Origin of the sequence: Pseudomonas farris, from assembly GCF_019145235.1 — a bacterium.
Lineage (GTDB): Bacteria > Pseudomonadota > Gammaproteobacteria > Pseudomonadales > Pseudomonadaceae > Aquipseudomonas > Aquipseudomonas farris.
Map to the genome: position 1 here is coordinate 120,438 of NZ_JAHSTV010000002.1, position 24,336 is coordinate 144,773.

Consider the following 24,336-nt stretch of genomic DNA (forward strand, 5'->3'; position numbering starts at 1 on the left):
AGGCCGACTCTGCTGATCTCACCTTGGTCATCAGGCGGCTTTCATTTGTTCATGTCGTGACCATTGACATAATTGGTCACTTGAATAAGCATGGCGTATCTGCTTCCAAGAGGTCTCTATGGTCCAGCGCCGCTCCCATTCATTTATCTTCATCGGTCTATTGCCGTTTGCCTTGGCTGCATGCAGCGAGGCGCCGCCTCCTGATCCTCGTCTTCAGGTGCCCTTGGTGCGCATCGGTCTGGTTCAGCCTTCTGTGCCTGAAACCCGCGTATATACTGGCGTCGTTGCGGCTCGGGTTCAGAGTGACCTTGGTTTTCGAGTGCCCGGAAAGGTGACGGAGCGCCTCGTGGACACTGGCCAGAGCGTCAAACGCGGACAGCCACTTATGCGAATTGATGCGAACGATCTGATGCTGACAGCGCGAGCGCAGCAGGAAGCAGTGCTGGCGGCAATGGCTCGATCCCGACAAGCTACTGATGACGAGCGGCGATACCGTGATCTGGTGTCTATCGGTGCTGTATCTGCCTCGGCTTACGCAGGGATCAAAGCGGCTGCCGACTCGGCCAAAGCTCAACTGAATGCGGCCAAAGCCCAGGCTGATGTGGCGAAAAACTCCACCGGTTATTCAACCTTGCTGGCCGATTCCGACGGCGTTGTTGTAGACACTTTGGTGGAGCCGGGGCAGGTAGTAGGCGCGGGCCAGGTGGTGGTGCGTGTCGCCCATTCCGGGCAGCGTGAGGCAGTCATTCAATTGCCTGAAACGCTACGTCCTGCACTGGGATCGTCGGCGACAGTGCAGCTTTATGGGCTGGACCGGCACGAAGGGAAGGCGCATCTGCGCCAACTGTCCGATTCGGCTGACAGGTTGACTCGCACATTTGAGGCGCGTTACGTGCTGGAAGGCGCACTTGCCAATGCCGCACTGGGGTCGACCATTTCGGTTGCCATAGGCGGCACGCCAACTGCCATCGATAGTGAAGTCCAGGTGCCCGTCGCTTCTCTCTACGACGCGGGTAAAGGTCCGGGTGTATGGGTCGTGGGCGGAGAACCTGAGCAGGTGACCTGGCGCCCCGTAAAGTTCCTCGGTTTGAGTAACGCAGAAACTGCACGTGTGACAGGTAATCTCAATATCAATGATCGTATTGTCGCGTTGGGCGCTCACCTTTTAAGCGAGGGTGAGCAGGTCAGGCCTCAGGTGGCGGGCAACGCTCAGGCAGCAGTGGCTGAGGTGCGCCGATGACCGGGTTCAACCTGTCCGCACTGGCAGTGCGTGAGCGTTCGATCACGCTGTTTTTGATCTTGTTGATATCCATAGGTGGGCTGTACGCCTTCTTCAAACTAGGGCGGGCGGAAGATCCTGCCTTCACCATCAAACAAATGACGGTGGTAACGGTATGGCCTGGTGCGACGGCTCAGGAGATGCAGGATCAGGTGGTTGAAAAGCTGGAAAAACGCATGCAGGAACTGCGTTGGTATGACCGGACTGAGACCTTCACTCGTCCGGGAGTGGCACTCACCACCGTCTATTTGCTCGATAGCACGCCACCTTCTGCTGTTCCCGAGGAGTTTTACCAGGCTCGCAAGAAGCTCCGTGATGAAGAGGCGGGTTTGCCGCCTGGAGTCATCGGCCCGATCGTCAACGACGAATATGCCGATGTCACCTTTGCCCTTTATGCGCTCAAGGCCAAGGGCGAGCCGCAGCGATTGCTGGTGCGCGAGGCCGAGTCCTTGCGCCAGCGCCTGCTGCACGTGGCGGGCGTGAAGAAGGTCAATATCATTGGTGAGCAGTCCGAGCGCATTTATGTCGAGTTGTCATACGAGCGTCTGGCGACGCTGGGTATTTCCGCTCGAGACATATTTAGCGCGTTGAGCGCGCAAAACATGATGACGCCGGCCGGTTCAGTTGAGGCGAAGGGCCCACAGGTGTTCATCCGGTTTGATGGCGCGTTTGATGATCTCCAGAAGATTCGCGACACGCCGCTGGCCGTGCAGGGTAGGACCCTCAAATTATCCGATGTGGCCGAGGTCAAGCGCGGTTACGAGGACCCCACCACGTTTATGGTGCGCAACAATGGCGAGCCCGCGTTGCTGCTCGGTATTGTGATGCGCGACGGCTGGAACGGTCTCGATTTAGGTAAGGCGCTTGAAGCCGAGACAACGTCGATCAATGAGCAATTGCCGCTAGGCATGACATTGAGCAAGGTCACCGATCAGGCGGTGAACATAGATGCATCCGTCACCGAATTCATGATCAAGTTTTTCGCTGCGCTGGGCGTGGTTCTGCTGGTGTGTTTTCTCAGTATGGGCTGGCGTGTCGGCATCGTCGTCGCTGCGGCGGTGCCGCTGACCCTGGCGGCAGTTTTCATTGTCATGGCCGCAACAGGTAAAGACTTTGACCGTATAACGCTAGGGTCGCTGATTCTGGCGCTGGGGCTACTGGTGGACGATGCGATCATTGCCATTGAAATGATGGTGGTGAAAATGGAGGAGGGTTATGACCGCATCAAAGCTTCCGCCTATGCCTGGAGTCACACTGCAGCTCCTATGTTGTCGGGCACGTTGGTCACTGCAATCGGCTTTATGCCTAATGGCTTCGCCAAATCAACAGCAGGTGAGTACACAGCCAACATGTTCTGGATCGTCGGCATTGCGCTGATCACATCCTGGGTGGTGGCAGTGGTGTTCACACCTTACCTGGGGGTGAAACTGCTGCCGCAGATCAAGGTGCCTGAAGGCGGCCATACCGCGATTTACGGCACGCCCAATTACTTGCGTTTCAGGCGCGTGCTGGGCGTGGTAATTCGCCGTAAAGGGCTTGTAGCGATCTCAGTGGTTGGTTTGTTCATTGTCGCTATTCTCGGCATGGGCGTGGTGAAGAAGCAATTTTTCCCAACATCAGACCGCCCCGAGGTGCTCGTTGAGGTTCAGATGCCTTATGGCACGTCCATCGAGCAAACTGATGCAGCGGCATCCGAAGTCGAGGCTTGGTTTGCGCAACAGCCGGAAGCACGGATAGTCACCGCCTACATTGGTCAGGGCGCTCCACGGTTCTACTTGGCGATGGCGCCAGAGTTGCCCGATCCTTCTTTTGCAAAAATCGTTGTGCTAACGGCAAATCAGGAAGAGCGTGAGGCTCTCAAGATCCGGCTGAGGCAAGCCGTTGCTGATGGCCTGGCCCCTCAAGCACGCGTACGTGCGACCCAGTTGGTATTCGGTCCTTACTCGCCTTACCCGGTGGCCTTTCGCGTCATGGGGCCGGACCTGACAGTGCTACGCGATATCGCCGGCCAGGTGCGTGAGGTCATGAAAGCCAGCCCCATGATGAGAACCGTCAATACGGACATGGGCGAGCGTGCGCCGGCACTCCACCTGACGCTGAATCAGGATCGTCTGCAGGCATTCGGTTTGACCTCCGCAGATGTTGCTCAGCAGCTTCAGTTTCTGCTGAGCGGAGCGCCAGTGACCCAGGTGCGCGAGGACATTCGCTCAGTCCAGGTGGTTGCACGCTCTGCCGGTGACACTCGTTTGGATCCCTCGAAAATCGATGCCTTCACATTGACCGGAGCGCAGGGCCAACGGGTGTCGTTGTCTCAGATCGGGACGGTGGATATCCGAATGGAAGAGCCCATCCTGCGGCGTCGTGACCGAACGCCAACCATCACCGTACGTGGTGATGTGGCTGAAGGGCTTCAGCCTCCAGATGTTTCCAGCGCCGTGATGAAGCAACTGCAACCGCTTATTGAACAGTTGCCTAAGGGCTATCGGATTGAATTGGCAGGGGCGATTGAGGAGTCGGGCAAAGCGAACAAGGCGTTGCTGCCGTTGTTCCCCATCATGATCGCGCTGACGTTGCTCACCATCATTCTTCAGGTGCGTTCGATGTCGGCAATGATGATGGTGTTCGCCACGGCGCCTCTGGGACTGATTGGCGTGGTGCCGATGCTTCTGCTGTTCCAGCAACCCTTCGGGATCAACGCGTTGGTGGGGCTGATTGCGCTGTCGGGAATTTTGATGCGTAACACGCTGATTCTCATCGGTCAGATTCACGCCAATAAGCAGGCCGGCCTGTCCCCTTATGACGCAGTGGTCGAAGCCACTGTGCAGCGAGCCAGGCCCGTCATTCTCACGGCGCTCGCGGCGATGCTGGCGTTCATCCCGCTGACCCATTCGGTGTTTTGGGGAACGCTGGCCTACACCCTGATCGGAGGTACGTTTGCTGGCACTGTGCTGACATTGGTGTTCCTGCCTGCGATGTACGCCCTCTGGTTCAAGATCAAACCTGACACCTCACAGGAGGCCTCGACCGCCGTAAATCCTGCCTGATCGAGCAACGAACGCACCGCTGGTTAACGCTTCAGAGCCGCTTCGATCGCCGCGATGTCGATCTTTTTCATCCCCATCATGGCGTCGAACGCGCGCTTGGCTGCCGCTCGATCAGGATCGGTTATCGCGGCGGTCAGAACGCGTGGTGTGATTTGCCACGACAGTCCCCACTTGTCCTTGCACCAGCCGCATGCACTTTCCTGGCCGCCGTTTCCGACAATCGCGTTCCACAAGCGGTCTGTTTCAGCTTGGTCGTCGGTGGCAACCTGGAACGAGAAAGCCTCGTTGTGCTTGAACGCCGAACCTCCGTTCAGCCCGAGACAAGGGATGCCCATCACCGTGAACTCGACCGTCAAGACATCGCCCTGTTTGCCCGCCGGATAGTCGCCAGGCGCGCGAAGGACAGCTCCCACAGTGCTGTCCGGGAACGTATCGGCGTAGAACTTCGCCGCGTCCAACGCGGTGCCGTCGTACCAGAGACAAATCGTGTTCTTGCTGATCATCTTGGTTCTCCAGAATTGGGACTGATGCATGCATTCTAGTAGCGTAGGCAGCCGGACAATTTTGGCAACTTGTGTACCTTGGGAGGGCGCGCACGCCGTAGATGGCCGGATGCGTACGTCGACGTCCCTAACGGCTGCGGCTTTAACAACAGGCCACCTTGCTTATGGCCCCAAGGTAGCTTTAATAAATGGTGATCTCCCTGAGCAACATTTGTTCCGTTCGAAAGGAGCAGAAAATGTACAAATTAAGAGTCTTTGTGGCGTCAAGCGCGCTCACACTCGCCGCATTCATGACGTTACCCGTGTCGAGCGCTGAGCAACCGATGGCGGGCCACATATCGGTTCTACCCTCCGATCTCAAATGGTCTGATGCGCCATCGGTCGCGCCTGGCGCCCAAATCGTAGTCATTGAAGGCGACCTGAAAACTGCAGATCCGTTTACCTTTCGGCTCAAGCTACCGGCCAACTCTAAAATAGGTGTCCATACTCACCCGGTAGTGGAACGTGTCACCGTAATTTCCGGCACTTTTCACCTGGGAGTCGGCGACAAATTTGACCCCGCCAAAACCAGGGCCTACACGCCGGGCGGTATCACGATCATGCCTGTTGGTATGCCGATGTATGTATTCACCCAAGAAGAAACTGTCGTGCAGATCCATGGGACCGGCCCGTGGGGTATCAATTTTCTCAATCCAGCGGATGACCCCAGGAAGAAGTGACCTTATCTACCTGAGATTCCGACCAACACGCAGGTGCATGGGAGAGCACACGCGCCAGCCCCTGCGACCAATCTGATTTATTCCCTGACTGCACGCATTGAATGAAATCAATGCTGGTTCTCTTGAGTTCGGTTGCAACCCGAAGCGACCGGAGCTCTTCAACCCAGACTGACTGTCGCTCCCGGAGCCTGGGGCGGTGAGGAGACGTTCCCGGGTGCCCGATGATGGCCGAAAACTGCCGAGCATCGAGAACAATCGCCATTGTCAGGGCCATCGCAAATCAGTCCGCCAAACGGAGCCAAGGGCAGGCGCAACACCGTCTAATCTGAGGAGTACGCGAGCACAAACATGCCTCACGCCTCTTGCTACAGGGGAAACGGGATGACCGGAACAACAGCGTGCCAATGCTCGTCATGGGTCCTACTCTCCCTGCTAACCATCAACCTGGTGCTGACGAGTGGATGTTCAGGCAAAGCTGCCACTCGCTATTCGGCCTCAAACATAGGCTCAAGTTGCTATGCAAAAGCGTTACCCACTGCCGGCGAGGGTGGCCTGGCGTGGGGTTCCACCTTGAACATGGCTCGCGAAAAATCCCTGATTAATTGCATACGCTATGCCGGCCGATCCGGTGGCACGCCGGATACCTGTGAAGTCGTGTTGGCTGAGTGCAAAAATTAGAAAACGGCTCGTTGGATGGAGCGAGCCGTTTTTGTGACGGTGCTTATCGGAGGAAGTGCACGGATGTCAGACCGGATTCAAAGGTGATCCGCATCAATCACAGCCTTGGCGAACGCCTGCGGATCTTCCTGCGGCAGGTTGTGGCCGATGCCGCCGTTGATCAGCCGGAACTCGTATTTGCCGGTGAAGCGCTTGGCGTAATCCTCGGGGGCAGGGTGCGGCGCGCCGTTGGCATCGCCTTCAAGGGTGATGGTCGGCACGCTAATGGAAGGCGCCGTAGCCAGTTTCTGCTCTAGCGCTTCATATTGACTCTCGCCTTGAACCAGCCCCAGGCGCCAGCGGTAGTTGAATACGGTGATGTCGACATGGTCGGGGTTCTCCAGAGCCTTGGCGCTGCGGTCGAAAGTGGCATCATCGAACACCCATTTCGGCGACGCCAGTTGCCATATCAACTTGGCGAAGTCGTGGGTGTTTTTCTCGTAGCCGGAGCGACCGCGGTCGGTGGCGAAGTAAAACTGATACCACCATTGCAACTCGGCCTTGGGTGGCAGCGGGTTCTTGCCGGCCGCTTGGTTGCCGATCAGATAGCCGCTGACAGAGACCAGCGCCTTGACCCGTTCTGGCCACAGCGCCGAGACGATGTCGGCCGATCGCGCGCCCCAGTCATAGCCACCGAGTACGGCCTGTTTGATCTTCAGCGCATCCATAAAGTCGATGACGTCACTTGCCAGCGCGGCCGGCTGACCATTGCGAACGGTTTTATCGGACAGAAAATGCGTATCACCGTAGCCACGCGCATACGGCATCAGCACTCGATAGCCCTTTGCTGCAAGCAATGGCGCGACCTCGTCATAGCTGTGAATGTCGTACGGCCAGCCGTGCAGAAGAATGACTACTGGTCCATCGGCCGGGCCTGTTTCGGCGTACGCCACGTTCAACAGTCCGGCGCTGACATGCTTCAGCGGGCCGAACGGGGAGGGTGCCGCATGAGTGGCGTCGGCGCTGATCGCGTCTGGCGGCACAGCTGCGGTCGTTTGTGCGTGGGCCGCACCGAGAGCGCTGAACAGGGTGAGCGCGAGGATCGATGAGCCGACCAGACGGCGGCGAGTTTTGCCGGTTTTGTTCTGCAGTGCCATCTTCATGGTGATGTCTCCGTTGCAAGCCGTTGGTCAGGGGTTCTGGGTGATCCCCTTCAAACCTGGCTTGCATTTGAACGCGGCGACGTATCTGGCCTGTGTCGAATCGCAGGCCAGGTGAAAACCCATGTATCAAGCTGCTAGCCAGACACACTGAGATACACAGCGGAGCAGCAGAATCAACGACGCCGACAAAAGGACAGATCGACCCAGTCTTGAGCCGATCTATCAATGCCGGTTAGAAGTGCCAATTATCAGCGTGAACGACACGACAGAATGGGCCCGCCAGGGTTGCATTGTGATGAGCGACGATATTTTCGGCCTTCAACGCAGGAGTGTCGGTGCAGGTATGCCCATCGGCGATCAGCACTGCATCGAACCCAAGATCCCGTGCAGCGCGGCAGGTGCTGTCGACACAATACTGGGTCTTCATGCCGGCAATAACCACGCCTTGAGATCCACAAGCTTTTAGCCGATCGGCCAGGTCAGTCATGGCGAAAGCGTTGGGTCGGCTTTTTTCGAAGATCACTTCGTCGCCTTGTAGCAGGAGTTCCTGCACCAGTTGTGTCAACGGGCTTCCAGGTTCGATAGGCGAGCCAGGCGGACCTACGTGGCGAGCAAGAAAAACTGGCGCGCCTGCTTTCCGGGCTTTGCTCAGCAGGCTATTCAAAGTGTTCAGCAACGCTTCGCCAGCCCATGGTTTATCCGGGTCATGAAACAATCCAACCTGCATATCGAGAATCAACAGTGCATACATAGTGCTTTTCCTTGCGTTTGGACCAGCGACACAAGGGCAAAAGAAAAGGCCCTATCCATCACTGGCGGGCCTTTTGAAGTTCGTGCGTTATTGGCTCACGACACCTCTCACGACCCGCCTCGGGCGGTCGTGGTAGTGGTGGTCGAGGCAATGCGTGGCTGATTCATAGAGTTGACATTATCTGCACGGTGACTGGTTGGCAAGAGGGCGCATCCATGCGCCAAACGACTAGTCTTAGCGCTTGATCAGGGAAATCTTGGTGCCTTCGATGCTGATCCCGGCCATTAACCCCTGCTGGTCGAAAATGAACGCGTAGGCATCATCCTTCACTGTCGTGCTGGACAGATTCTTCGCCACCCCTTCGTCAACCATTACAACGGTGGGTCCTACGCCAATTTCCCAACCCTTGGTTTTACGGACATAGTCCACGGCTTTGTCGGTCATCAGGAAAACCGCATAGCCATACGACTGGGCGCCTGCTTGCAGCCCCCAGGACCCGGTTACGGAGTTGTAATAATTCTCTACTTTCTTGCCCTCCAACAACACACCTTCGCCATAGCTGCCGCCAAACACAAGGCCCGCCTTGATGATTTTCGGGAAGACAAGAATCGCTTTGGCTTTATGCGAAATGGATTCGGCAAATGGGGTGGACTTGTAGAGAGTTTGCAACGCTTGCCGAGAATCGACATCTAGATCCTCGGCAGTTGCCGCACCTGCAGTGTTCAAGAAGCTGGCTGATGCCAGTGAGGCTGTCGCAAGGACGATCGATAGGAAGAACCGCATTGACTGAGTCATTTTAGTACTCCAATACGGGAGCATTGGATGTGAGCAGCAGTCAGCACCTGCCTTCGGCAGAAATCCGAGCCTGCTGAAATTATCCCGCGCACCCTTAAGTGTGTGAGCTACTGGCTTCGCCCTTGAATGAAGCAGGCCAGAGGCCTTTGAACATTGGCGACGTCATCACCTGCTTTGACCTCTGTGTATCAGCCGGGTTCGTTGTCAGAAACTGCGACGGCCGAAAGTAGATACTGTTAGTTCTGTGTAATGTTGAAATGCTAAAGCGTCACGCAATGGCGCCGTCGTGCCGCTTGATTTCAGAGGAGATGCAGCATGGACCGATTTACTGGTGGTTGCCTGTGCGGCAACGTCCGAATTGAGGCGTCGGGACGCCCATACCGGGTCGGCCTTTGTCACTGTCTCGACTGCCGCAAGCATCATGGGGCTCTTTTTCATGCCTCGGCAGTGTTCCCTCAGGATGCGGTGACGATCGATGGCGAAACACGCGACTACGCCGGACGGTTTTTTTGTCCCCGCTGCGGCTCGTCCGTTTTCGCGCGCACCGGCGACGAAATCGAAGTGAACCTGGGATCCTTGGATGCCCCTGACCAACTGATGCCAACCTACGAAAGCTGGATTGTCCGTCGCGAATCCTGGTTGCCGCCGTTTCCGCTCATGCGACGATACGAGCGCGATCGTGACGCTACGGGTCGCTTTGAGGAGTAGGTCACATGAACACCATTGGCGTTCAACGCGCCAAACGCATACTCGATTTCGAGAATCGAGCCCTCAATATCGGGCAATGGCAACGTGACGAAGTTGCCGAAGCTGTCCGGCCGCTTCGAGACCAGGCCGTTGCTGAAGAGGGGCACTTCGGTCGTGCGGCCATTCTGGAACTGTCGCGCGGTCGCGGTGGAACATCAGAATGAAACCTGGCCTCCCCGTGACACCAAAACGGTCAGCTAAATCCAATATGGTTATCTTCTTCAGGCCGCTTCCAGTACCGGATAGTGACTGTCAGGAGCAAACGGAGCCGATTTTTCTTATCGTGCTGGGTGGGTTATCGATTGAAATCAGGATGATACGAACAGCCATAACCACACCTACGAGAACGGCAGCAAGACCTGACGCTTCTAGAGGTGTTGGCAGCCGGCTGTGAAACAACAAGCCAAGTAGGGTGGCGAACAGCGATTCAAGGGAGATCAGTTGCCCAGAAAGCACCATGGGAAGGCGACGGGATGCTGCGTTCCACGCCCAGGCCCCGACGAGTGAGGACATTACCGCAATAACAAGGCCCCAGACGTACAGATGTCCTGCAAGGGAAATACGGAAACCAAGCGTTGGCAGCTTGAGGAGATCCAGCACCTGCACAACCGGTAACAAGCACAAGGTGCCCATTCCGGCGCCTGCCATCATAAGGCCGGTCCAGATACCTGATGCATTGGCCGGGAGTTTCCCCAAGGCACCCTGATTCAGCCAGCTGAATGTGAGCCACAAGACAACGGCGCTGATTGAAAAAACCAACCCCATCAGCCACGAACCGTCGCCTGTTACGGGTTGATTGATACTGCTGATGTTCGACAGCAAAAGCCCACCCGTCAAAAACGTCAGCGGTATCGTCAGTCTGCGCCATGGAAGCGTTTTTTTCGCAGCGTTGCTGAGCAGTGCCAACAAGACTGGCACCATGCCAATAAACGCTGGAGTCAGCACGGGCCCGCCAAAAATGACACCGGCGGCAATACAGGTGCTGTAGCCGAGGTATCCGATCACCCCCAGACTTGCGGCGAGAAACTGCTGATCGCGACGCAGGAACCGCAACTGGGCGCGACAGAGCACCATGACACTCAGGCCCAGCGCACCGGCGATCAGAAACCTGATGACCATCAAGTCGTAGATGCTGTAGGCGCCAGTGACGTAGGGCGCTACGAAATTCAGAGCCCAGCTCAGGGTCGCGACCACGGCAAGGGTCACTCCGGCGATGATGTTTGAGTGAGCAATGGTCATCAGGCGTATCCACGAGGTATTCAACTCATGTTGCACAGCGTCAGGGGTATGCTACAAACGAGTTCTCGGTCCTGGATGCATAACGTCTGATTATGAATACGCTTGGGAAGTCATTGCCGCCGCTTGCCAGTTTGCTGCCCTTCGAAGCGGCTGCTCGACTGGAAAGCTTTTCAAAGGCCGCCGATGAATTGCACATCACGCAAGCGGCGATAAGCCGCCAGATCCGCGGGCTTGAAGATAATCTGGGACTGAAGCTTTTTTGCCGGCGCAACCGCGCAGTCTTCCTGACGCAGGAGGGGCGTGAGCTAGGGCGCGTGGTGAGCACCGCATTGCAAAGTATCAGCGACAGTGCCGTCACTCTTCGTCAATCACCTCGCAAAAACCGTGTCGTTTTACTGTGTCAGTTGTGCGAAGCGTTCTATTGGTTAATGCCGCGCCTTTCGACGTTCCACCAGCAACACCCGGAAATCGAGATCCAGGTCGCGACATCCACCCGACCATTGACTGAATTCAATGACCATTTTGACGTGGCCTTACAAAGTACCGGACGCCCCAGTGGCTTGCATGTTCTGGCGTTCACTGCCGCAGATGAGGTGTTTCCCGTGTGCAGCCCCCATTACCTGGCTGTCCGGCAATCACTGGAAATCAGCGATCTTCGCCTCCACACGCTTTTACACCATCGCGCCACGCCGCCTCACTTGATGGAATGGGATAGCTGGCTGCAGGTGTTTGGGCAGACATTGGACGGTTATCCTCAGGGCTCCGTGTTTGATAGTTACCCCCTAATGCTTCAGGCCGCCGTCGAAGGACATGGAATTGCAATGGGGTGGCGCCGAACCGCCGAGAGGCTTATTGATAGCGGTGCGCTGGTGAGACCTTGCGCAGAAAGTGTTCCTTTACCTGATGCGATATCGGTTTTTAGACAACATGATGGGGAAGATCGGATCGAGGTGCGTGCGCTGATTGAGTGGCTTGCAGAGGAATTACGTAGTGAAAGCTGACTGCTCAATTCCCCTGTTTATGACGGGAGCGAAAGTCGCGCTCCTACGCAAATTTCAGGTTTGCTGACTAGCCAAACGCTGGCAGTTTTTACTAGCAACGCAGACTTCAAAACAGTGCATACGTTTTCACCCAGCCTGGGCCGATTGCTGCCCGTCACCAAGGGCAGCAATCAAACTGCTTGAACGTCTGCGTTGCGTCATAACGCAATGAACAAAATCGACCAACCGCGCTACCGGTTTGACGCTATTTGTAATGTTGCTCAAACACCGCTACCTGCTCCGGCGTGATCAGTTGAAAGGGCACCCAGACATCCGTCTCGACCTGCTCACCTTTGATCATCTTGATAGCCGCTTGCAGCGCGCTGGTCGCTTGGGCTTTGGGGTCTTGAAAGACGGAGGCTACGAGCATTCCGCGCTTGATGGCCGCGAGGCCGTCAGGCAGGCCGTCGATGCCGACAATTGCAATCTCGCCCTTGGCTTTGCCTGCTTGCTGCAGTGCCATGGCGGCGCCGATGGCCATCTCGTCGTTGTTGGCAACGATGGCATCGAAGCCGGTGCCGGCCAGCAGCCAGTTGCTGGTCAGGTCCATCCCTTTATTGCGCTGCCACTCGGCACTTTGCTGTTCGACGATCTTGATCCCGGGATAGTCCTTGAGCACCTGTTTGACGCCTTCGGTGCGGTCGTGCGTGGAGTTTTGCGCGAGGTCGCCCATGATGATCGCGATGTTGCCTTTGCCCGCCATTTTGTCAGCCAGGTAGCGCATTTGCAGTTGCCCGGCCTCAACGTCGTTGGACGCCACCGTGACCACGCCTTTGGGCAGGACGCGTTCGTCCGGATGGCGGTTGACGTAGACCAGCGGTATTTTCGCTTCGACGGCGGCGCGAGTCATGTTGGCGGTGGCGGCAGTGTCCACGGGCAGGACGATGACGGCATCCACTTTCTGGCCGAGAAAGCCCTGAATCTGATTGAGCTGGCGAACCACATCGCCCTGGGCATCCTCGAACTGGATCTGGACGTTCTCCTTCTTGGCGGCATCTTCCAGGCCGCTGCGCACATAGGTCATGAAGTTGTCGTCAACCCTGGCAATGCTGACGCCGATGCGATAGCTGGCGGCGGCCCATTGGCTGAAGAGGAATAGCAGCGTGGCAAATAGAAGAGTGCAGCGACGCATGATGGTTTTTCCTTTTTTGTTATGAGTTGAAATTCATCAAGATCAAACGTGAGGGTTTCTGGCGCTCTCTGAATCAAACCCGCCGAGAGCGCCAGCGTCCTCAATCTAGCGTGAAGGCTTGCCGAAAGCGTTCAAGTGCCGCTTCGCTGTCGCCGCTGGCCCAGCCCTCGAGCCCGACGACACCGGTGTATCCCATGCGGAACAAGGCTTTGGCAATGGCCGGATAATGGATTTCACCGGTGCCGGGTTCCATGCGGCCGGGGACATCGGCGACCTGAATTTCCCCGATGGCGCTGCCGGCGCGCTGGATCAGTTCGATCAGGTTTCCTTCGCCGATCTGGGCATGGTAAAGGTCCAGGTTCATCTTCAAATGAGGGCTGCCCACGGCCTCGATCAGCGCCAGAGTATCGTCGGCGCGAGCGAAGGGAGTGCCGGGGTGGTCAACCTCGGTATTGAGGTTTTCCAGCAAGAATACCCGACCAGCGTCTTCACCCAGGCGAGCGATTTTTTCCAGGGTCTTGCAGGCGCTCAGCCACATGCGTCCGGTGGTGTGGGCCACGGGTTTGACCGGCATGCCTTTGTCGCCCAAACCGGTACCATGCAGATTGAGACTCGGGCAATTCAGTTGTGCGGCGACGGCCAGCGATTCTCGTGCGCTGTCGAGCAGGTGCTGGATGTCTTCGGGGTCGGTCAGGTTGCCCGAGATGTAGCCGGTCATGGAGGTGAAGTCAGCGCCCGTGGCGACAAGGGCCGCAATGTCTTTCTTGGTCCAGTCCCAGAGTTCGGCGCTGAAACCCAGCGAGTGAATGCGTTTGACGCGCTCTGTGAATGGCAGATCGAGGAAGACCATCTCGGCACTGATCGCCAGTTTGAACGGTGTGAAACTCATGAATGGGCTCCTTGCACGCGCACAGGTTTGCCCTGTTGGAAGGACTCGATACACGCGCGGGCAATGGCCAGTGCAGCCCGGGCATCTTCACCGCTGGCGAGTGGTTTTTCGCCGGTGCGCAGGCAATCGACAAAGTGATTGAGCTCGGCCACGTAGGCATCACGCAGCAGGTCGGTGTCCATGCGCTGGGTGTCGGCCTGGATGCCATTGGCCAGATAGCGCACAAGGTCAGAATCATTGAGGCCGCCCATGGTCAGCATGCCAGCGCTGCCGAAGACTTCCCCTCGAACATCGTAGCCATACACGGCCTGGAAATTGGCCTCGGCCGTCGCGATGGCACCGTTGTCGAAACGGATCGTGACCACGGCGGTGTCGAGGAAGCCCTTGGCCTTGTAGTCCGGTGCAATCAGGGCATCGGCCATGACAAAAACTTCGACCGCTTCGGCACCGGGATTGAGGTAGCGCAGGGTATCGAAGTCATGGATCAGGGTTTCGAGGAAAATCACCCACTGCGGCGAGGCAGCCGGATTGTTCAACGCCGGGTCACGGGTCAGCGAGCGCAGCAGTTGCGGCGTACCGATGCGACCGGCGACCACGTCCAGGTGGGCGGCCCGGAAGCTTTTGGCGAAGCGGCGGTTGAAGCCGACCTGCAGCGGCACGCGCGCATCGGCGGCTGCGGCGATGGCGCGGTCCGCCTCGTCGAGGGTGATGGCCATGGGTTTTTCACAAAACACGCCTTTGCCGGCGCGGGCCGCACTGATCACCAGTTCGGCATGGCTGCGGGCGGGGGCGGCAATCAAGACAGCGTCGATTTCCGGGTCATCGAGCAGTTGCTGTGGATCGGTATAGACCCGTTGCACACCCAACTCTGCGGCCAGGCGCGCGGCTTGACCGGGTGTAGGGTCGGCGATGGCGGCCAGGCAGGCGCCGGGAATGTGTCTGGCGGCAGTCAGGCCGTGAAAGCTACCCATGCGGCCAGCACCGATAAGACCCAGGCGGATGATCTTGGACGTACTCATGAAATGACTCCCTTTTATTGTTGTTCAATGACTCGCAGCAGGAATGTCCTCGCTGGCGTCAATCAAGAGAGCAAGGGCTGTGCCAATGTATAAGTACCTGATATTTAAGGGATTAATTAATATTTAATGAAAGATGTGTTCATTCGCATGACATGTCTACACTGACATGTCTAAAACGTGAACATAGAAGCGAATCGATGATGGTGAACCCACAGCTAACAGCCTTCAGCGCGCAAGACCTCGATTACATCACCGCGCTCGGGCCTGCGTCGTTGAACGAAGGACCGATCGCCGAGCTGGATCAGGCTTGGCTGGCTTGCCTGAAAGGGCGCATCGATCGACCTGCCGGGGTCAGGCAGGTTATCTGGGACTCCTGGCTGCGCAGCGTCAGTGCCGGCCTCGATCCTGAGGATGGTGAATACCGGTTTGTCGCCCCCACCGTTCTGGCTGCAACGCTGGCGGCCAATCGTGCCTTGATCGCCGCGGCGGCGGAGGTCATGAAGGGATTGCTGGCTTACAACCCCAGGGGCCATATCAATCTGACCGATGCCGCAGGCACGACCCTGTATTTCTGTGGCCTGGACCTCACGCCTGTGGGCAGTCGGCTGCTGGAGTCGGTGCAGGGCACCAACTGCACCGGGCTGGCGATTGCCGAAGATCGCTTGGTGTATGTGCTGGCCGAGGAAAACTTCGGGATTGGCCTGCGTCGGCGGCGCATGCATTGTGCTGCCGCGCCGATCAGGGATGCGCAGGGCAGGACGCTGGCCATGCTGACCTTGACCGCCGAGCCGGGGTGGTTTCATTTCCATACGCTGGGCACCGTCCAGGCAGCGGCCGAAGCGGTCTCGCGGCAGATGGCGCTTCAAGCTCTGCTGGAAGAACAGCAGACCGTCCTCGAAGTGCTCAACGAGGGTCTTGTGGTGCTGGATGAGCGGGGCTGCATCAAGGCGCTCAACCGTTATGCCCGGCAATTATTCCGCGTCGGCCGGGACCTGTTGGGCAGCCCGTTCCAGCGTCTGGGCCAGAGCGAGCTGACCGATGAGATTCTGCTGCGTGGCGGGGAAGGGCAGCAGTATGAAGGGATAAGAGATCTGGATTGCACCTTTGAGCTGCATGATCGCAGCCTCTTGGCGTGTCTGGTGTCGGTGTGCCCCCTGGAGCAGGGTGGACGCATTGTTTCGTTGCGCGAGAACCGGCGCATCCGGGAAATTACCCGGCGGATTATCGGCACTCAAGCCAGCTACACCTTCGAGACCATTCAAGGCAATTCGCGAGCCATACAAGACGCGTTGCACCTGGGACGGATTGCCAGTCGCAGTGACTCGACCACGCTGATCCTCGGTGAGAGCGGTACCGGCAAGGAGTTGTTTGCCCAGGCGATCCATAACGCCAGCGACCGTTGCAGCGGTCCGTTTGTGGCCGTCAATTGCGGGGCCATTCCGCGAGATCTGGTGCAGAGCGAACTGTTTGGTCATGTCGAGGGCGCCTTCACCGGGTCGACCCGTGGAGGCTCTGCCGGGAAGTTCGAATTGGCCGATGGCGGAACGATCTTCCTCGACGAAATCGGTGACATGTCTTTCGATGCCCAGGTCAGCCTGCTGCGCGTCTTGCAGGAAGGTGAGGTGACTCGCGTGGGCGCGAAAAAATCCCAGCAAGTGGATGTACGCATCATCGCCGCCACCCACCGCAACCTGAGCCAGGCGGTTGCCGATGGCGCCTTCCGTGAGGATCTTTACTACCGGCTCAATGTGCTGAACCTGACAGTTCCGCCTCTGCGGATGCGCCGGGAAGATGTTCCATTGCTGGCGCGACATTTTCTCAATCGTTGCACCCGGTCGTTGCGCAAATCGGTGCAGGGCATCTCGCCAGAGGCGTTGGATATTCTTTCGGCCTACAGCTGGCCGGGTAATGTGCGTGAATTGGAAAACACCATCGAGCGCGCGACCAATCTGGCGGTGACCGAACTGATCCAGCCAGATGATCTACCGCTTGAAATCAAGCAAAGGCTACGTCAGCCGGCGCCGGGAAGTGTGCCCGAACCCCAGGCTGCCCTGGACCTTGGCACCCATGAAATGAATGCGATCATCGCGGCCCTCAGGGATACCCGCGGCAACATCCGCCTGGCCGCGCGGCAGCTGAATGTTTCTCGTGGCGGGTTGTACAACAAGATGAATCGATTCGGGCTGAGTGCCGATGCTTTTCGTTCGGAACCCAACCTCTGATGGGGGGCTCACACCGTCAGTGTCGGGCGTTCTCTGAGGTGATGATCTGCAATGGAACATGGATTCGATGCCGTATCGGATCGAAGTCCGGCGTGGTCTGCAGCTCGACCAGCAAATCGACCAGCGCGGTTGCCAGTAATCGCGGCTGGGAGTCGATCACCAGGCTGATCAATCCCTGATCCAGCGCTTGTCGCGACAGCTCGGTCGACTCCTGCAGAATGCAGCACAGCGACGGCTGCTTCGGCAGTTGCGACAGGGCATTGATGACCCCGTCGCCGCCACCGCCGACCACGCACAAACCGCGCAAGTCGTCATGCCGCGCCAGCAGGTCCAGCGTCGCCTCTTCGGTGATGTCGCAATTGTCCAGATTGATCACTGCTTCCAGCAGCCGCAACCCTGGGGCGCGCTCCGCCAGGTAGCTGCGCAGCCCCTCGACCCGCGCCTGATGGCCAAGAAATCGGTGGCCGCCGAGTAACACTCCGACACTGCCTTTGCGGGCGCCACACGTGTGAGCCATCAGCCAACCCATGGTTCGTCCGACCTCGTGATTATCCTGGCCGACGTAAGGCTCATCCGCCGTCTCATGGATGTCGGACAGCAGCGCGATCACCGGCACGCCGGCCTCTCTGATCTGCGCGATGGCGGCATTGATCTGCGGATGCGCGAAGCTGACCACTGCCAGACCATCGCACTGCACCGCCAGTTGTTCGATCTGGGCAATGATCGCGCTGGGCGTGCGATCGAAGACGTACTCGAATTGAATGCTCAGGTTGGCACCAGCCTGACGCTGCGCCGCTTCGGTGATGGCGGTGGCCACGTTGCCATAAAACGCCTGGGCGGTGCCGAGCAAGAGGATGCCGAAACGGTAGGTGGGACGACGTTCGCGGATCCGCTGGCCGATCAGCCTGGCGGCGAAATAACCGACCGCTTCGGCGGCCTGGAATACCTGCTCGGCGGTGTCCGGGTTGACCGGAGCCCTGGCGTTGAGCACCCGGTCTACGGTAGCGACACTCAAGCCAGCGTGTTCGGCAACGGTGGCGATGGTTGGGCGTTTAGTGTTGTTCATGGTAGGTCCCGCAAACGCTTTGATAGAAAACTATCAAGCTTCAATGGGCCTGGATGATAGCTTGATAGGGAATGTATTCAAGGGCTTGAGGGTGATTTCTGCGCTCTCTATATTTTCCCCAGCGATGTGATCCCGCGTCGAAAAGTGCCTAAAACAATCAAGCTTGCGGAGAACAATAAAATGCCTGAACAAAACGCAGCCTTTGAAAACCCCGGTAAACCCATGCCTCGGGATTATCGATTGACCGGCCCCGAAGCCGCCCGAGCGGCGCAAAAAGGCCTGGTATCGGCAAGCTGGTACCAATCCCCCATTTCTCGTAAACGCATGAAGGAATTGATGCAGCGCCGCGATGGCCCGGCCTTGCTTGATACCGCGATCTGGCTGTCGGCGATGGTTGTGACCGGGTTCGGCGGTTACTGGTTCTGGGGCTCCTGGGCCTGCGTTCCGTTCTTCTTTGTCTACGGGATGCTCTACGGCACCGCGTCCAATGCCCGTTGGCACGAAGCCGGTCATGGTACGGCGTTCAAGACCCGCTGGATGAATGATGCGGTCTACCAGCTGTCGAGCTTCATGTTCATGTTCGAACCCCAAGTCTGGCGCTGGAGCCATGCACGGCACCACACCGACACCGTCATCGTCGGCCGCGATCCGGAGATCGTCGAACCACGTCCGCCAAGCCTGATCAATATGGTGCTGAGTCTGTTCAGAATGCCTTATGCGTTGAACACGATGTGGTCAGTCTGCAAGCATGCGGTAGGGCGGATGGGTGAAGAAGAACAGACGTTCATCCCCGAATCCGAGTGGCCCAAGGTGGTGAGGGATGCACGCGTCTGGCTGGCGATTTATGCGCTTACTGTGGGCACTGCGCTGTACATGCAGAGCTGGTTGCCGCTGATGTTTATTGGTCTGCCGACGCTCTATGGCGGTTGGCTGTCCTACCTGTTCGGCCTGTCGCAGCATGTCGGCCTGGCTGAGGATGTACTCGATCACCGCAGCAACTGCCGCACGATTTACATGAACCCGGTGCTGCGCTTTATGTACCTCAACATGAACTATCACCTTGAGCACCACATGTATCCGATGGTGCCTTTTCACGCGCTGGCGCAGCTTCACGAGGAGATTCGCAACGACTGCCCGCCGCCTTACACCAGTCTGTTCGAGGCCTTCAAGGAGATCCTCCCGACCATTTGGAGGCAGCGCAAAGACCCGACTTATTTCGTCTCTCGTCCTTTGCCACAAAGCACCAAACCCGCCGCAACCGTCCGGGCACAACCTGAAGCAATGCCGGGCTGACATCCAATAGGCACAACCCCTGTGGGAGCGGGCTTGCTCGCGAAGACGGCGTCACAGTCAACATCGATGTCGCCTGATACACCGCTTTCGTCGGAACGCCGCCCGGAGCAAGCCCGCTCCCACATGACACCTTCCTGTGTGTACCACTACAAGAGAAAACGCCATGACCGATCAATGGATCGATGTATGTGCCGTGGACGATATCGACGATGAAGATGTCATTCGTTTCGACCATGGCCAGCACACCTATGCCGTCTACCGCTCCGCCGACAGCGAGTTTTTCGCCACCGCGGGCTTGTGTACCCATGAGTCCATCCACCTGGCCGATGGCCTGGTGATGGAGCATGTCATCGAGTGCCCCAAGCACAACGGACGTTTCGACTACCGCTCCGGCAAAGCCCTTGGCGCACCGGTGTGCGTCAATCTCAAGACCTATGAAGTCCGGGTCGAGGCGGGACGTGTTCTGCTCGCCATCACGGTTTAACTGCGCGGAGTCTGTGCCATGAATCCTGCCAATGCTCCATTGATCATCGTCGGCGCCGGCCATGCGGGTGGCCGCGCGGCCCTGACCTTGCGCGGCGAAGGTTATAGCGGTCGCCTGATTCTGATAGGCGACGAGTCCCACCCGCCCTATGAACGTCCGCCGCTGTCCAAGGGGTTGTTGCAGGGCACGGTCGATCTGGCGGGTTACAGCCTGTGCGACACCACTCAGCTTGCCGATCTGGACATCGAACACCTGGCCGGCAACCCGGTGAAATGTCTGGATCCGCAGCAGCATCGTCTGCAGTTGGCCGACGGCAGCTGGCTGCATTACGCCCGGCTGTTGCTGGCGACGGGAGGGCGGTCGCGCAGACTTGCCTCGGTGCCCGAGCATCTGCTCAATGTGCTTTATCTGCGTACCCATGACGAGGCGCTGGCACTGCGCGCGTCGTTGCAGCCTGACGCCCGGGTGGTGATCATCGGCGGCGGCTTTATCGGACTCGAAGTCGCCGCCACCGCCCGTGCCTTGGGTTGCACGGTGACCTTGCTCGAGGCCGGACCGCGTCTCGCGGGGCGAGTATTGCCGGAGCAGCTGTCCAGTGTCCTGCTGGAACTGCATCGCAGTCAGGGCGTGGATGTCCGGCTGAATGTGGCCATTGAGGCGGTGCAGGGCGCTACTCATGTTGAGTCCGTGCAACTGGTCGACGGCGAGTTGCTGCCCTGCGACCTGGTGGTGGTGGGCATCGGCATGCAACCCAACACTGAACTGGCCGAGGCCGCAGGACTCGAGGTCGGCCAAGGCATCCGCGTCGATGCCCAACTGCGCACCAGTGCGCCGGACATCTTTGCGGCGGGCGATGTCTGTGAGTTTCGGCTGCACCCGCAAGGCGTTTTCCAGCGTCAGGAAACCTGGCGCAACGCCGAGACCCAAGGTCGTCACGCCGCCCTGAATCTGTTGGGCGGCGAGTTGCCCTTCGAGGTCATTCCCGGTTTTTGGTCCGATCAATACGACTGGGGATTGCAGACCATGGGCGTGATCGCAAACACAGAACCCACGGCGAGTCGGACAACCCCTGGTGGCGGTTACCTGTTGTTCTACCTTGATGCCGAGCAACGTCTGCAAGGCGCTTGCGGTTGGGGGCAGGGGAATAGCGTCGCCAAGGACATCAAGCTGTGCGAACGGCTGATCGCTTACCGTAACCTCCTTTCGGTAGACGCTCTGGCCGACGCCGATGTACCGCTCAAACAACTGCTGAGGAACTGACATGCGTGAATTCCTGGTCTTTCAGTCCCAGTGGGCCATGCAAGATCATCGCGGCCAATGCGACCTTCCCCTGGAAGCGCAAGTGGAGAAAATCGCCGCCGCCGGCTTCGACGGCATCACCGACCATTTCTGGGTCGTGCCACATGCCGCACGTCTGCATGCCGCCGCCAAGGCGCAGGGCCTGCAAATCGAAGGGCAGGTGTTCCCCCGCACCGTGGATGATCTGGCGGCAGCGATCGATGTCGCGTCCCGCTTCGGCTGCCACCACCTCACGCTGCAAGCAGACGTGCGGCCGCGCACGCTGAAGCAAGCTATCGAGCTGATCGAAGGCTGGCAGCGTCTGGCCGAGCAGGTGGACTTTCCCGTTCTGCTGGAAACCCACCGTTATCGCCTCACCAATGACCTGTTGTTCACCCTCGACATCCTCGCTGAAATGCCCGATCTCAAACTGTTGGCCGACTTGTCCCACTATGTCGTGGGTCGCGAACTGCCAGAGCCGGCCACTGCCGAGGACGACGAACAGATCCACACCATCCTGCGCCACAGTTGGGGTTTTCATGGTCGTGTCGCCAACGGCGAACAGGTCCAGGTGCCCCTGAGCTTCGCCCAGCATCGACCCTGGCTGGAGCGCTTTCTGGGCTGGTGGCGTTATGGGATCGAGGATTGGCTGGCCCGACCGAACACGCCCGACAGCCTGTCCTTCACCTGTGAACTCGGCCCGCCGCCTTATGCCATTACGGGTGCCGATGGACGCGACATCACCGATCGCTGGGCGGAGGCGCTGATACTTAAGGATGTGATACGTGAGGTTTGGAATGACTGTCGGGCGCGGTCAAACGATGGGGGTTGATTTAACGTGGGAGTGTCGTAGGGCAGGCAGTTTTCGACTGTGGCGCCCATTTCAGCCGCCGCAACGGCGATCAGATCGCCGTCACGACGTTAGTGCTCAACCGCGAATGAACGCCAGCAAATCGGCGTTGATCTGATCCGCGTTGGTAGTCGGCATACCGTGAGGAAAGCCCGGGTACGTCTTGAGGGTGGAATGCTTCAATAGTTTGGCCGAAAGCGGCGCAGAGTCGGCAAACGGCACAATCTGATCATCCTCTCCATGCATGACCAGTGTGGGCACCTGAATCGCCTTCAGGTCTTCGGTGAAGTCGGTCTCGGAAAACGCTTTGATGCAGTCGTAATGAGCTTTTGCACCGCCCATCATGCCTTGACGCCACCAGTTGTCGATTGCGCCTTGTGAAACCTTGGCCCCAGGTCGATTGAAACCGTAGAACGGCCCCGACGGCACGTCCAGGTAAAACTGTGCGCGGCTGGCGACCAGTGCCGAACGGAACCCGTCGAACACTTCCAGAGGTAAACCGCCGGGGTTCTTCTCTGACTTAACCATGATGGGGGGAACCGCGCTGATCAGTACGGCCTTGGCGACGCGTCCCGGTTTGGCTCGAGCGGCGTAGCGCGCTACTTCACCACCACCGGTCGAATGGCCGACATGGATCGCACCTTTAAGGTCGAGCGCATCGGTCAGCTCGATGACGTCAGCGGTATAGGTGTCCATTTCGTTGCCCGCCCAAGTTTGGGTCGAGCGGCCGTGACCGCGGCGGTCGTGCGCGATCACCCGATAGCCTTTGAGCAAGAAAAACATCATCTGGTTGTCCCAGTCGTCCGCGCTCAATGGCCAGCCGTGGTGAAACACGATGGGCGTCGCGTCTTTCGGACCCCAATCCTTGAAGAAAATCTCGGTGCCGTCTTTGGTCGTAATAGAGTTCATAGCGTGCATCTCCTTGTGATCTGGTTTGTTTTGGGTTGCAGAGTGCTCAATAGCGGCCTGCGTCAACCCGGAAAAGCTGGAAAGCGGTACCAACAAACTGGCGGCCACTACTGCTGAACTTGTCAATATGGCCCGACGCTGGAGATCTATCTCCCGATTGGAGTCTTTCATTAAAGGTCTCTCGATCATGTGATGTTGCTCAGGGAGATTCGTGCCTCCGTGAACGGAGGCGCAAATCCGACAAGCGATCAGTAGTCCCAGAAACCCGCGACCCAGCGAAAGGCGTCACCGTCCACTGCCACCCGGCCAACGGAGGGGAACGGCAGGTGAGTCGCCACGAACAGCTCACCGCTAGCTGCCGCCTCTTGCAACAGGCGGACACGAACGCGAACCGACTCCTCAGGGTCATGTTCAAAGCCGTTATGCCAGTCGGGGTGTTCGAAGGCGACCGGGAACAGGGCGTCGCCTGCGAAGGTCAACCGCTCACCGCCGGATGTCACGTAGACCACGCTGTGCCCTGGGGTGTGGCCGCCGGTGAGCTTGACGACCACGCCTGGTGCCACCTCATACTCATCCTCGAACGTGCGCACCTTGCTGCGGTATTCGCTGATGAACTGATTAGCCGTTGCCCGCAGGACGTCCGGCACCGGCGACGGCATGGAGGTGAGGGAGAAATCGGGCGACTCCCAGAACGCGACCTCGGTGGCTGAAACGTGGATACGCAGATCTGGACGCAGTTGGCTCTTCACCTCATCGACAAGCAGCCCGCCGATATGGTCCATGTGCATGTGGGTTATCACCACGTCGGTCACGGACGCAAGATCGATACCGGCGGCCTTCAGTCGTTTGGGGAACTGCCCGGCCCGCGGAAATCCGGGGAACTGTCCTCCGAGTCCAGCGTCGACGAGGATGAGCTTGTCGCCGCTACGCACCACAAGTACGTTCAGCGCCCAATCGAACGCGTCCGGCCCCAGGAACATGTCCTTGAACCAGGCCGCGCGGGCGGCTGGGTCGGCATTGGTGGACATCGTCTCGGTCGGCAGAGGCAGCACCCCATCACTGACCACCAGCACGTCAATCTCGCCGATCCGCAGCGCATAGCGCGAAGGAACCAGCTCCTCGGACCCCGACTCACCGGGGTGTGAGGTGTTGTGCAAGTTCATGTTTGACTCCTGCTGAGCGTTCCTTTTCTGTGTTCCATCCTTTTGGGTGGGGTGGTCCAAATGCATTGTCATGGTCCTTCTCCTATTGCTTGGG

23 protein-coding genes are annotated in these 24,336 nt (G+C 58.3%); 12 read left to right on the forward strand and 11 right to left on the reverse strand.

The genetic code is table 11. The features are described from left to right. Positions 1 to 118: 118 nt before the first annotated feature. Together KVG95_RS03840 and KVG95_RS03845 are read left to right on the forward strand one after the other, a co-directional pair. A complete protein-coding gene (locus KVG95_RS03840) occupies positions 119 to 1,240 on the forward strand; it encodes an efflux RND transporter periplasmic adaptor subunit (protein WP_217854573.1) in 1,122 nt (373 codons plus the stop codon). Next, positions 1,237 to 4,323: an efflux RND transporter permease subunit gene (locus KVG95_RS03845; protein WP_217854574.1), complete on the forward strand. Its 3,087-nt coding sequence runs from the start codon at positions 1,237 to 1,239 to the stop codon at positions 4,321 to 4,323. Before KVG95_RS03840 ends, KVG95_RS03845 begins: the two co-directional genes overlap by 4 nt. Positions 4,324 to 4,346: 23 nt before the next feature. Here the strand turns inward: KVG95_RS03845 and KVG95_RS03850 are convergent, their stop codons facing one another. Beyond that, positions 4,347 to 4,826: a VOC family protein gene (locus KVG95_RS03850; RefSeq protein ID WP_217854575.1), complete on the reverse strand. Its 480-nt coding sequence runs from the start codon at positions 4,824 to 4,826 to the stop codon at positions 4,347 to 4,349. 236 nt (positions 4,827 to 5,062) lie between these two features. Here KVG95_RS03850 and KVG95_RS03855 point away from each other — a divergent pair, with 236 nt between their 5' ends. Then, complete coding sequence (locus KVG95_RS03855) at positions 5,063 to 5,545, forward strand: cupin domain-containing protein (protein WP_201060186.1); 483 nt, start codon at positions 5,063 to 5,065, stop codon at positions 5,543 to 5,545. A 381-nt stretch (positions 5,546 to 5,926) separates the two neighbouring features. Further along, positions 5,927 to 6,223, forward strand: coding sequence for a hypothetical protein (locus KVG95_RS29670; protein WP_225922900.1), 297 nt, complete (start codon positions 5,927 to 5,929; stop codon positions 6,221 to 6,223). A gap of 77 nt (positions 6,224 to 6,300) precedes the next feature. On the opposite strand, the gene KVG95_RS03860 is transcribed toward KVG95_RS29670, so the two are convergent. From KVG95_RS03860 to KVG95_RS03870, 3 genes are all read right to left on the reverse strand, one after another. Continuing rightward, a complete protein-coding gene (locus tag KVG95_RS03860; protein WP_217854576.1) occupies positions 6,301 to 7,365 on the reverse strand; it encodes an alpha/beta fold hydrolase in 1,065 nt (354 codons plus the stop codon). A gap of 232 nt (positions 7,366 to 7,597) precedes the next feature. Further along, complete coding sequence (locus tag KVG95_RS03865; protein ID WP_217854577.1) at positions 7,598 to 8,116, reverse strand: isochorismatase family protein; 519 nt, start codon at positions 8,114 to 8,116, stop codon at positions 7,598 to 7,600. A gap of 234 nt (positions 8,117 to 8,350) precedes the next feature. Further along, positions 8,351 to 8,911 (reverse strand): lipid-binding SYLF domain-containing protein, encoded by a 561-nt coding sequence (locus tag KVG95_RS03870; protein ID WP_217854578.1) that lies wholly within the window; start codon positions 8,909 to 8,911, stop codon positions 8,351 to 8,353. 315 nt (positions 8,912 to 9,226) lie between these two features. Between KVG95_RS03870 and KVG95_RS03875 the strand changes: the two genes are divergently transcribed. Together KVG95_RS03875 and KVG95_RS30065 are read left to right on the forward strand one after the other, a co-directional pair. Further along, on the forward strand, positions 9,227 to 9,619 hold the full coding sequence (locus KVG95_RS03875; protein ID WP_217854579.1) for a GFA family protein: 393 nt from the start codon (positions 9,227 to 9,229) through the stop codon (positions 9,617 to 9,619). A 5-nt stretch (positions 9,620 to 9,624) separates the two neighbouring features. Continuing rightward, positions 9,625 to 9,822, forward strand: coding sequence for a hypothetical protein (locus KVG95_RS30065; protein ID WP_217854580.1), 198 nt, complete (start codon positions 9,625 to 9,627; stop codon positions 9,820 to 9,822). Positions 9,823 to 9,910: 88 nt separating this feature from the next. On the opposite strand, the gene KVG95_RS03885 is transcribed toward KVG95_RS30065, so the two are convergent. After that, a complete protein-coding gene (locus KVG95_RS03885) occupies positions 9,911 to 10,897 on the reverse strand; it encodes a DMT family transporter (RefSeq protein ID WP_217854581.1) in 987 nt (328 codons plus the stop codon). A gap of 92 nt (positions 10,898 to 10,989) precedes the next feature. Between KVG95_RS03885 and KVG95_RS03890 the strand changes: the two genes are divergently transcribed. Further along, complete coding sequence (locus tag KVG95_RS03890) at positions 10,990 to 11,898, forward strand: LysR substrate-binding domain-containing protein (RefSeq protein ID WP_217854582.1); 909 nt, start codon at positions 10,990 to 10,992, stop codon at positions 11,896 to 11,898. 244 nt (positions 11,899 to 12,142) lie between these two features. On the opposite strand, the gene KVG95_RS03895 is transcribed toward KVG95_RS03890, so the two are convergent. From KVG95_RS03895 to KVG95_RS03905, 3 genes are all read right to left on the reverse strand, one after another. Continuing rightward, positions 12,143 to 13,069: a sugar ABC transporter substrate-binding protein gene (locus KVG95_RS03895; protein ID WP_217854583.1), complete on the reverse strand. Its 927-nt coding sequence runs from the start codon at positions 13,067 to 13,069 to the stop codon at positions 12,143 to 12,145. A gap of 100 nt (positions 13,070 to 13,169) precedes the next feature. Next, a complete protein-coding gene (locus KVG95_RS03900) occupies positions 13,170 to 13,958 on the reverse strand; it encodes a TIM barrel protein (RefSeq protein WP_217854584.1) in 789 nt (262 codons plus the stop codon). Next, positions 13,955 to 14,977, reverse strand: a complete 1,023-nt coding sequence (locus KVG95_RS03905; RefSeq protein WP_123719130.1) for a Gfo/Idh/MocA family oxidoreductase — start codon at positions 14,975 to 14,977, stop codon at positions 13,955 to 13,957. Before KVG95_RS03905 ends, KVG95_RS03900 begins: the two co-directional genes overlap by 4 nt. Before the next feature lie 200 nt (positions 14,978 to 15,177). On the opposite strand from KVG95_RS03905, the gene KVG95_RS03910 reads away from it, so the two are divergent. Next, positions 15,178 to 17,199: a sigma-54 interaction domain-containing protein gene (locus KVG95_RS03910; RefSeq protein WP_217854945.1), complete on the forward strand. Its 2,022-nt coding sequence runs from the start codon at positions 15,178 to 15,180 to the stop codon at positions 17,197 to 17,199. Between the two features lie 16 nt (positions 17,200 to 17,215). On the opposite strand, the gene KVG95_RS03915 is transcribed toward KVG95_RS03910, so the two are convergent. Further along, entirely contained in the window at positions 17,216 to 18,265 is a 1,050-nt protein-coding gene (locus KVG95_RS03915; RefSeq protein ID WP_217854585.1) for a LacI family DNA-binding transcriptional regulator, read from the reverse strand. 180 nt (positions 18,266 to 18,445) lie between these two features. Here KVG95_RS03915 and KVG95_RS03920 point away from each other — a divergent pair, with 180 nt between their 5' ends. The 4 genes from KVG95_RS03920 to KVG95_RS03935 all read left to right on the forward strand — a co-directional run bounded on the left by KVG95_RS03920 (position 18,446) and on the right by KVG95_RS03935 (position 22,152). Beyond that, a complete protein-coding gene (locus KVG95_RS03920) occupies positions 18,446 to 19,558 on the forward strand; it encodes a fatty acid desaturase family protein (RefSeq protein ID WP_217854586.1) in 1,113 nt (370 codons plus the stop codon). 163 nt (positions 19,559 to 19,721) lie between these two features. Then, positions 19,722 to 20,042, forward strand: a complete 321-nt coding sequence (locus tag KVG95_RS03925) for a MocE family 2Fe-2S type ferredoxin (RefSeq protein WP_038983770.1) — start codon at positions 19,722 to 19,724, stop codon at positions 20,040 to 20,042. 18 nt (positions 20,043 to 20,060) lie between these two features. After that, the gene (locus KVG95_RS03930) at positions 20,061 to 21,302 is read left to right on the forward strand and encodes an NAD(P)/FAD-dependent oxidoreductase (protein ID WP_217854587.1); all 1,242 of its coding nucleotides are present in this window, start codon (positions 20,061 to 20,063) and stop codon (positions 21,300 to 21,302) included. Between the two features lies 1 nt (position 21,303). Continuing rightward, positions 21,304 to 22,152, forward strand: coding sequence for a sugar phosphate isomerase/epimerase family protein (locus KVG95_RS03935; protein WP_217854588.1), 849 nt, complete (start codon positions 21,304 to 21,306; stop codon positions 22,150 to 22,152). Positions 22,153 to 22,248: 96 nt separating this feature from the next. Here the strand turns inward: KVG95_RS03935 and KVG95_RS03940 are convergent, their stop codons facing one another. After that, on the reverse strand, positions 22,249 to 23,079 hold the full coding sequence (locus KVG95_RS03940) for an alpha/beta fold hydrolase (RefSeq protein ID WP_217854589.1): 831 nt from the start codon (positions 23,077 to 23,079) through the stop codon (positions 22,249 to 22,251). 248 nt (positions 23,080 to 23,327) lie between these two features. Continuing rightward, entirely contained in the window at positions 23,328 to 24,314 is a 987-nt protein-coding gene (locus KVG95_RS03945) for an MBL fold metallo-hydrolase (RefSeq protein ID WP_217854590.1), read from the reverse strand. Positions 24,315 to 24,336 lie beyond the last annotated feature (22 nt).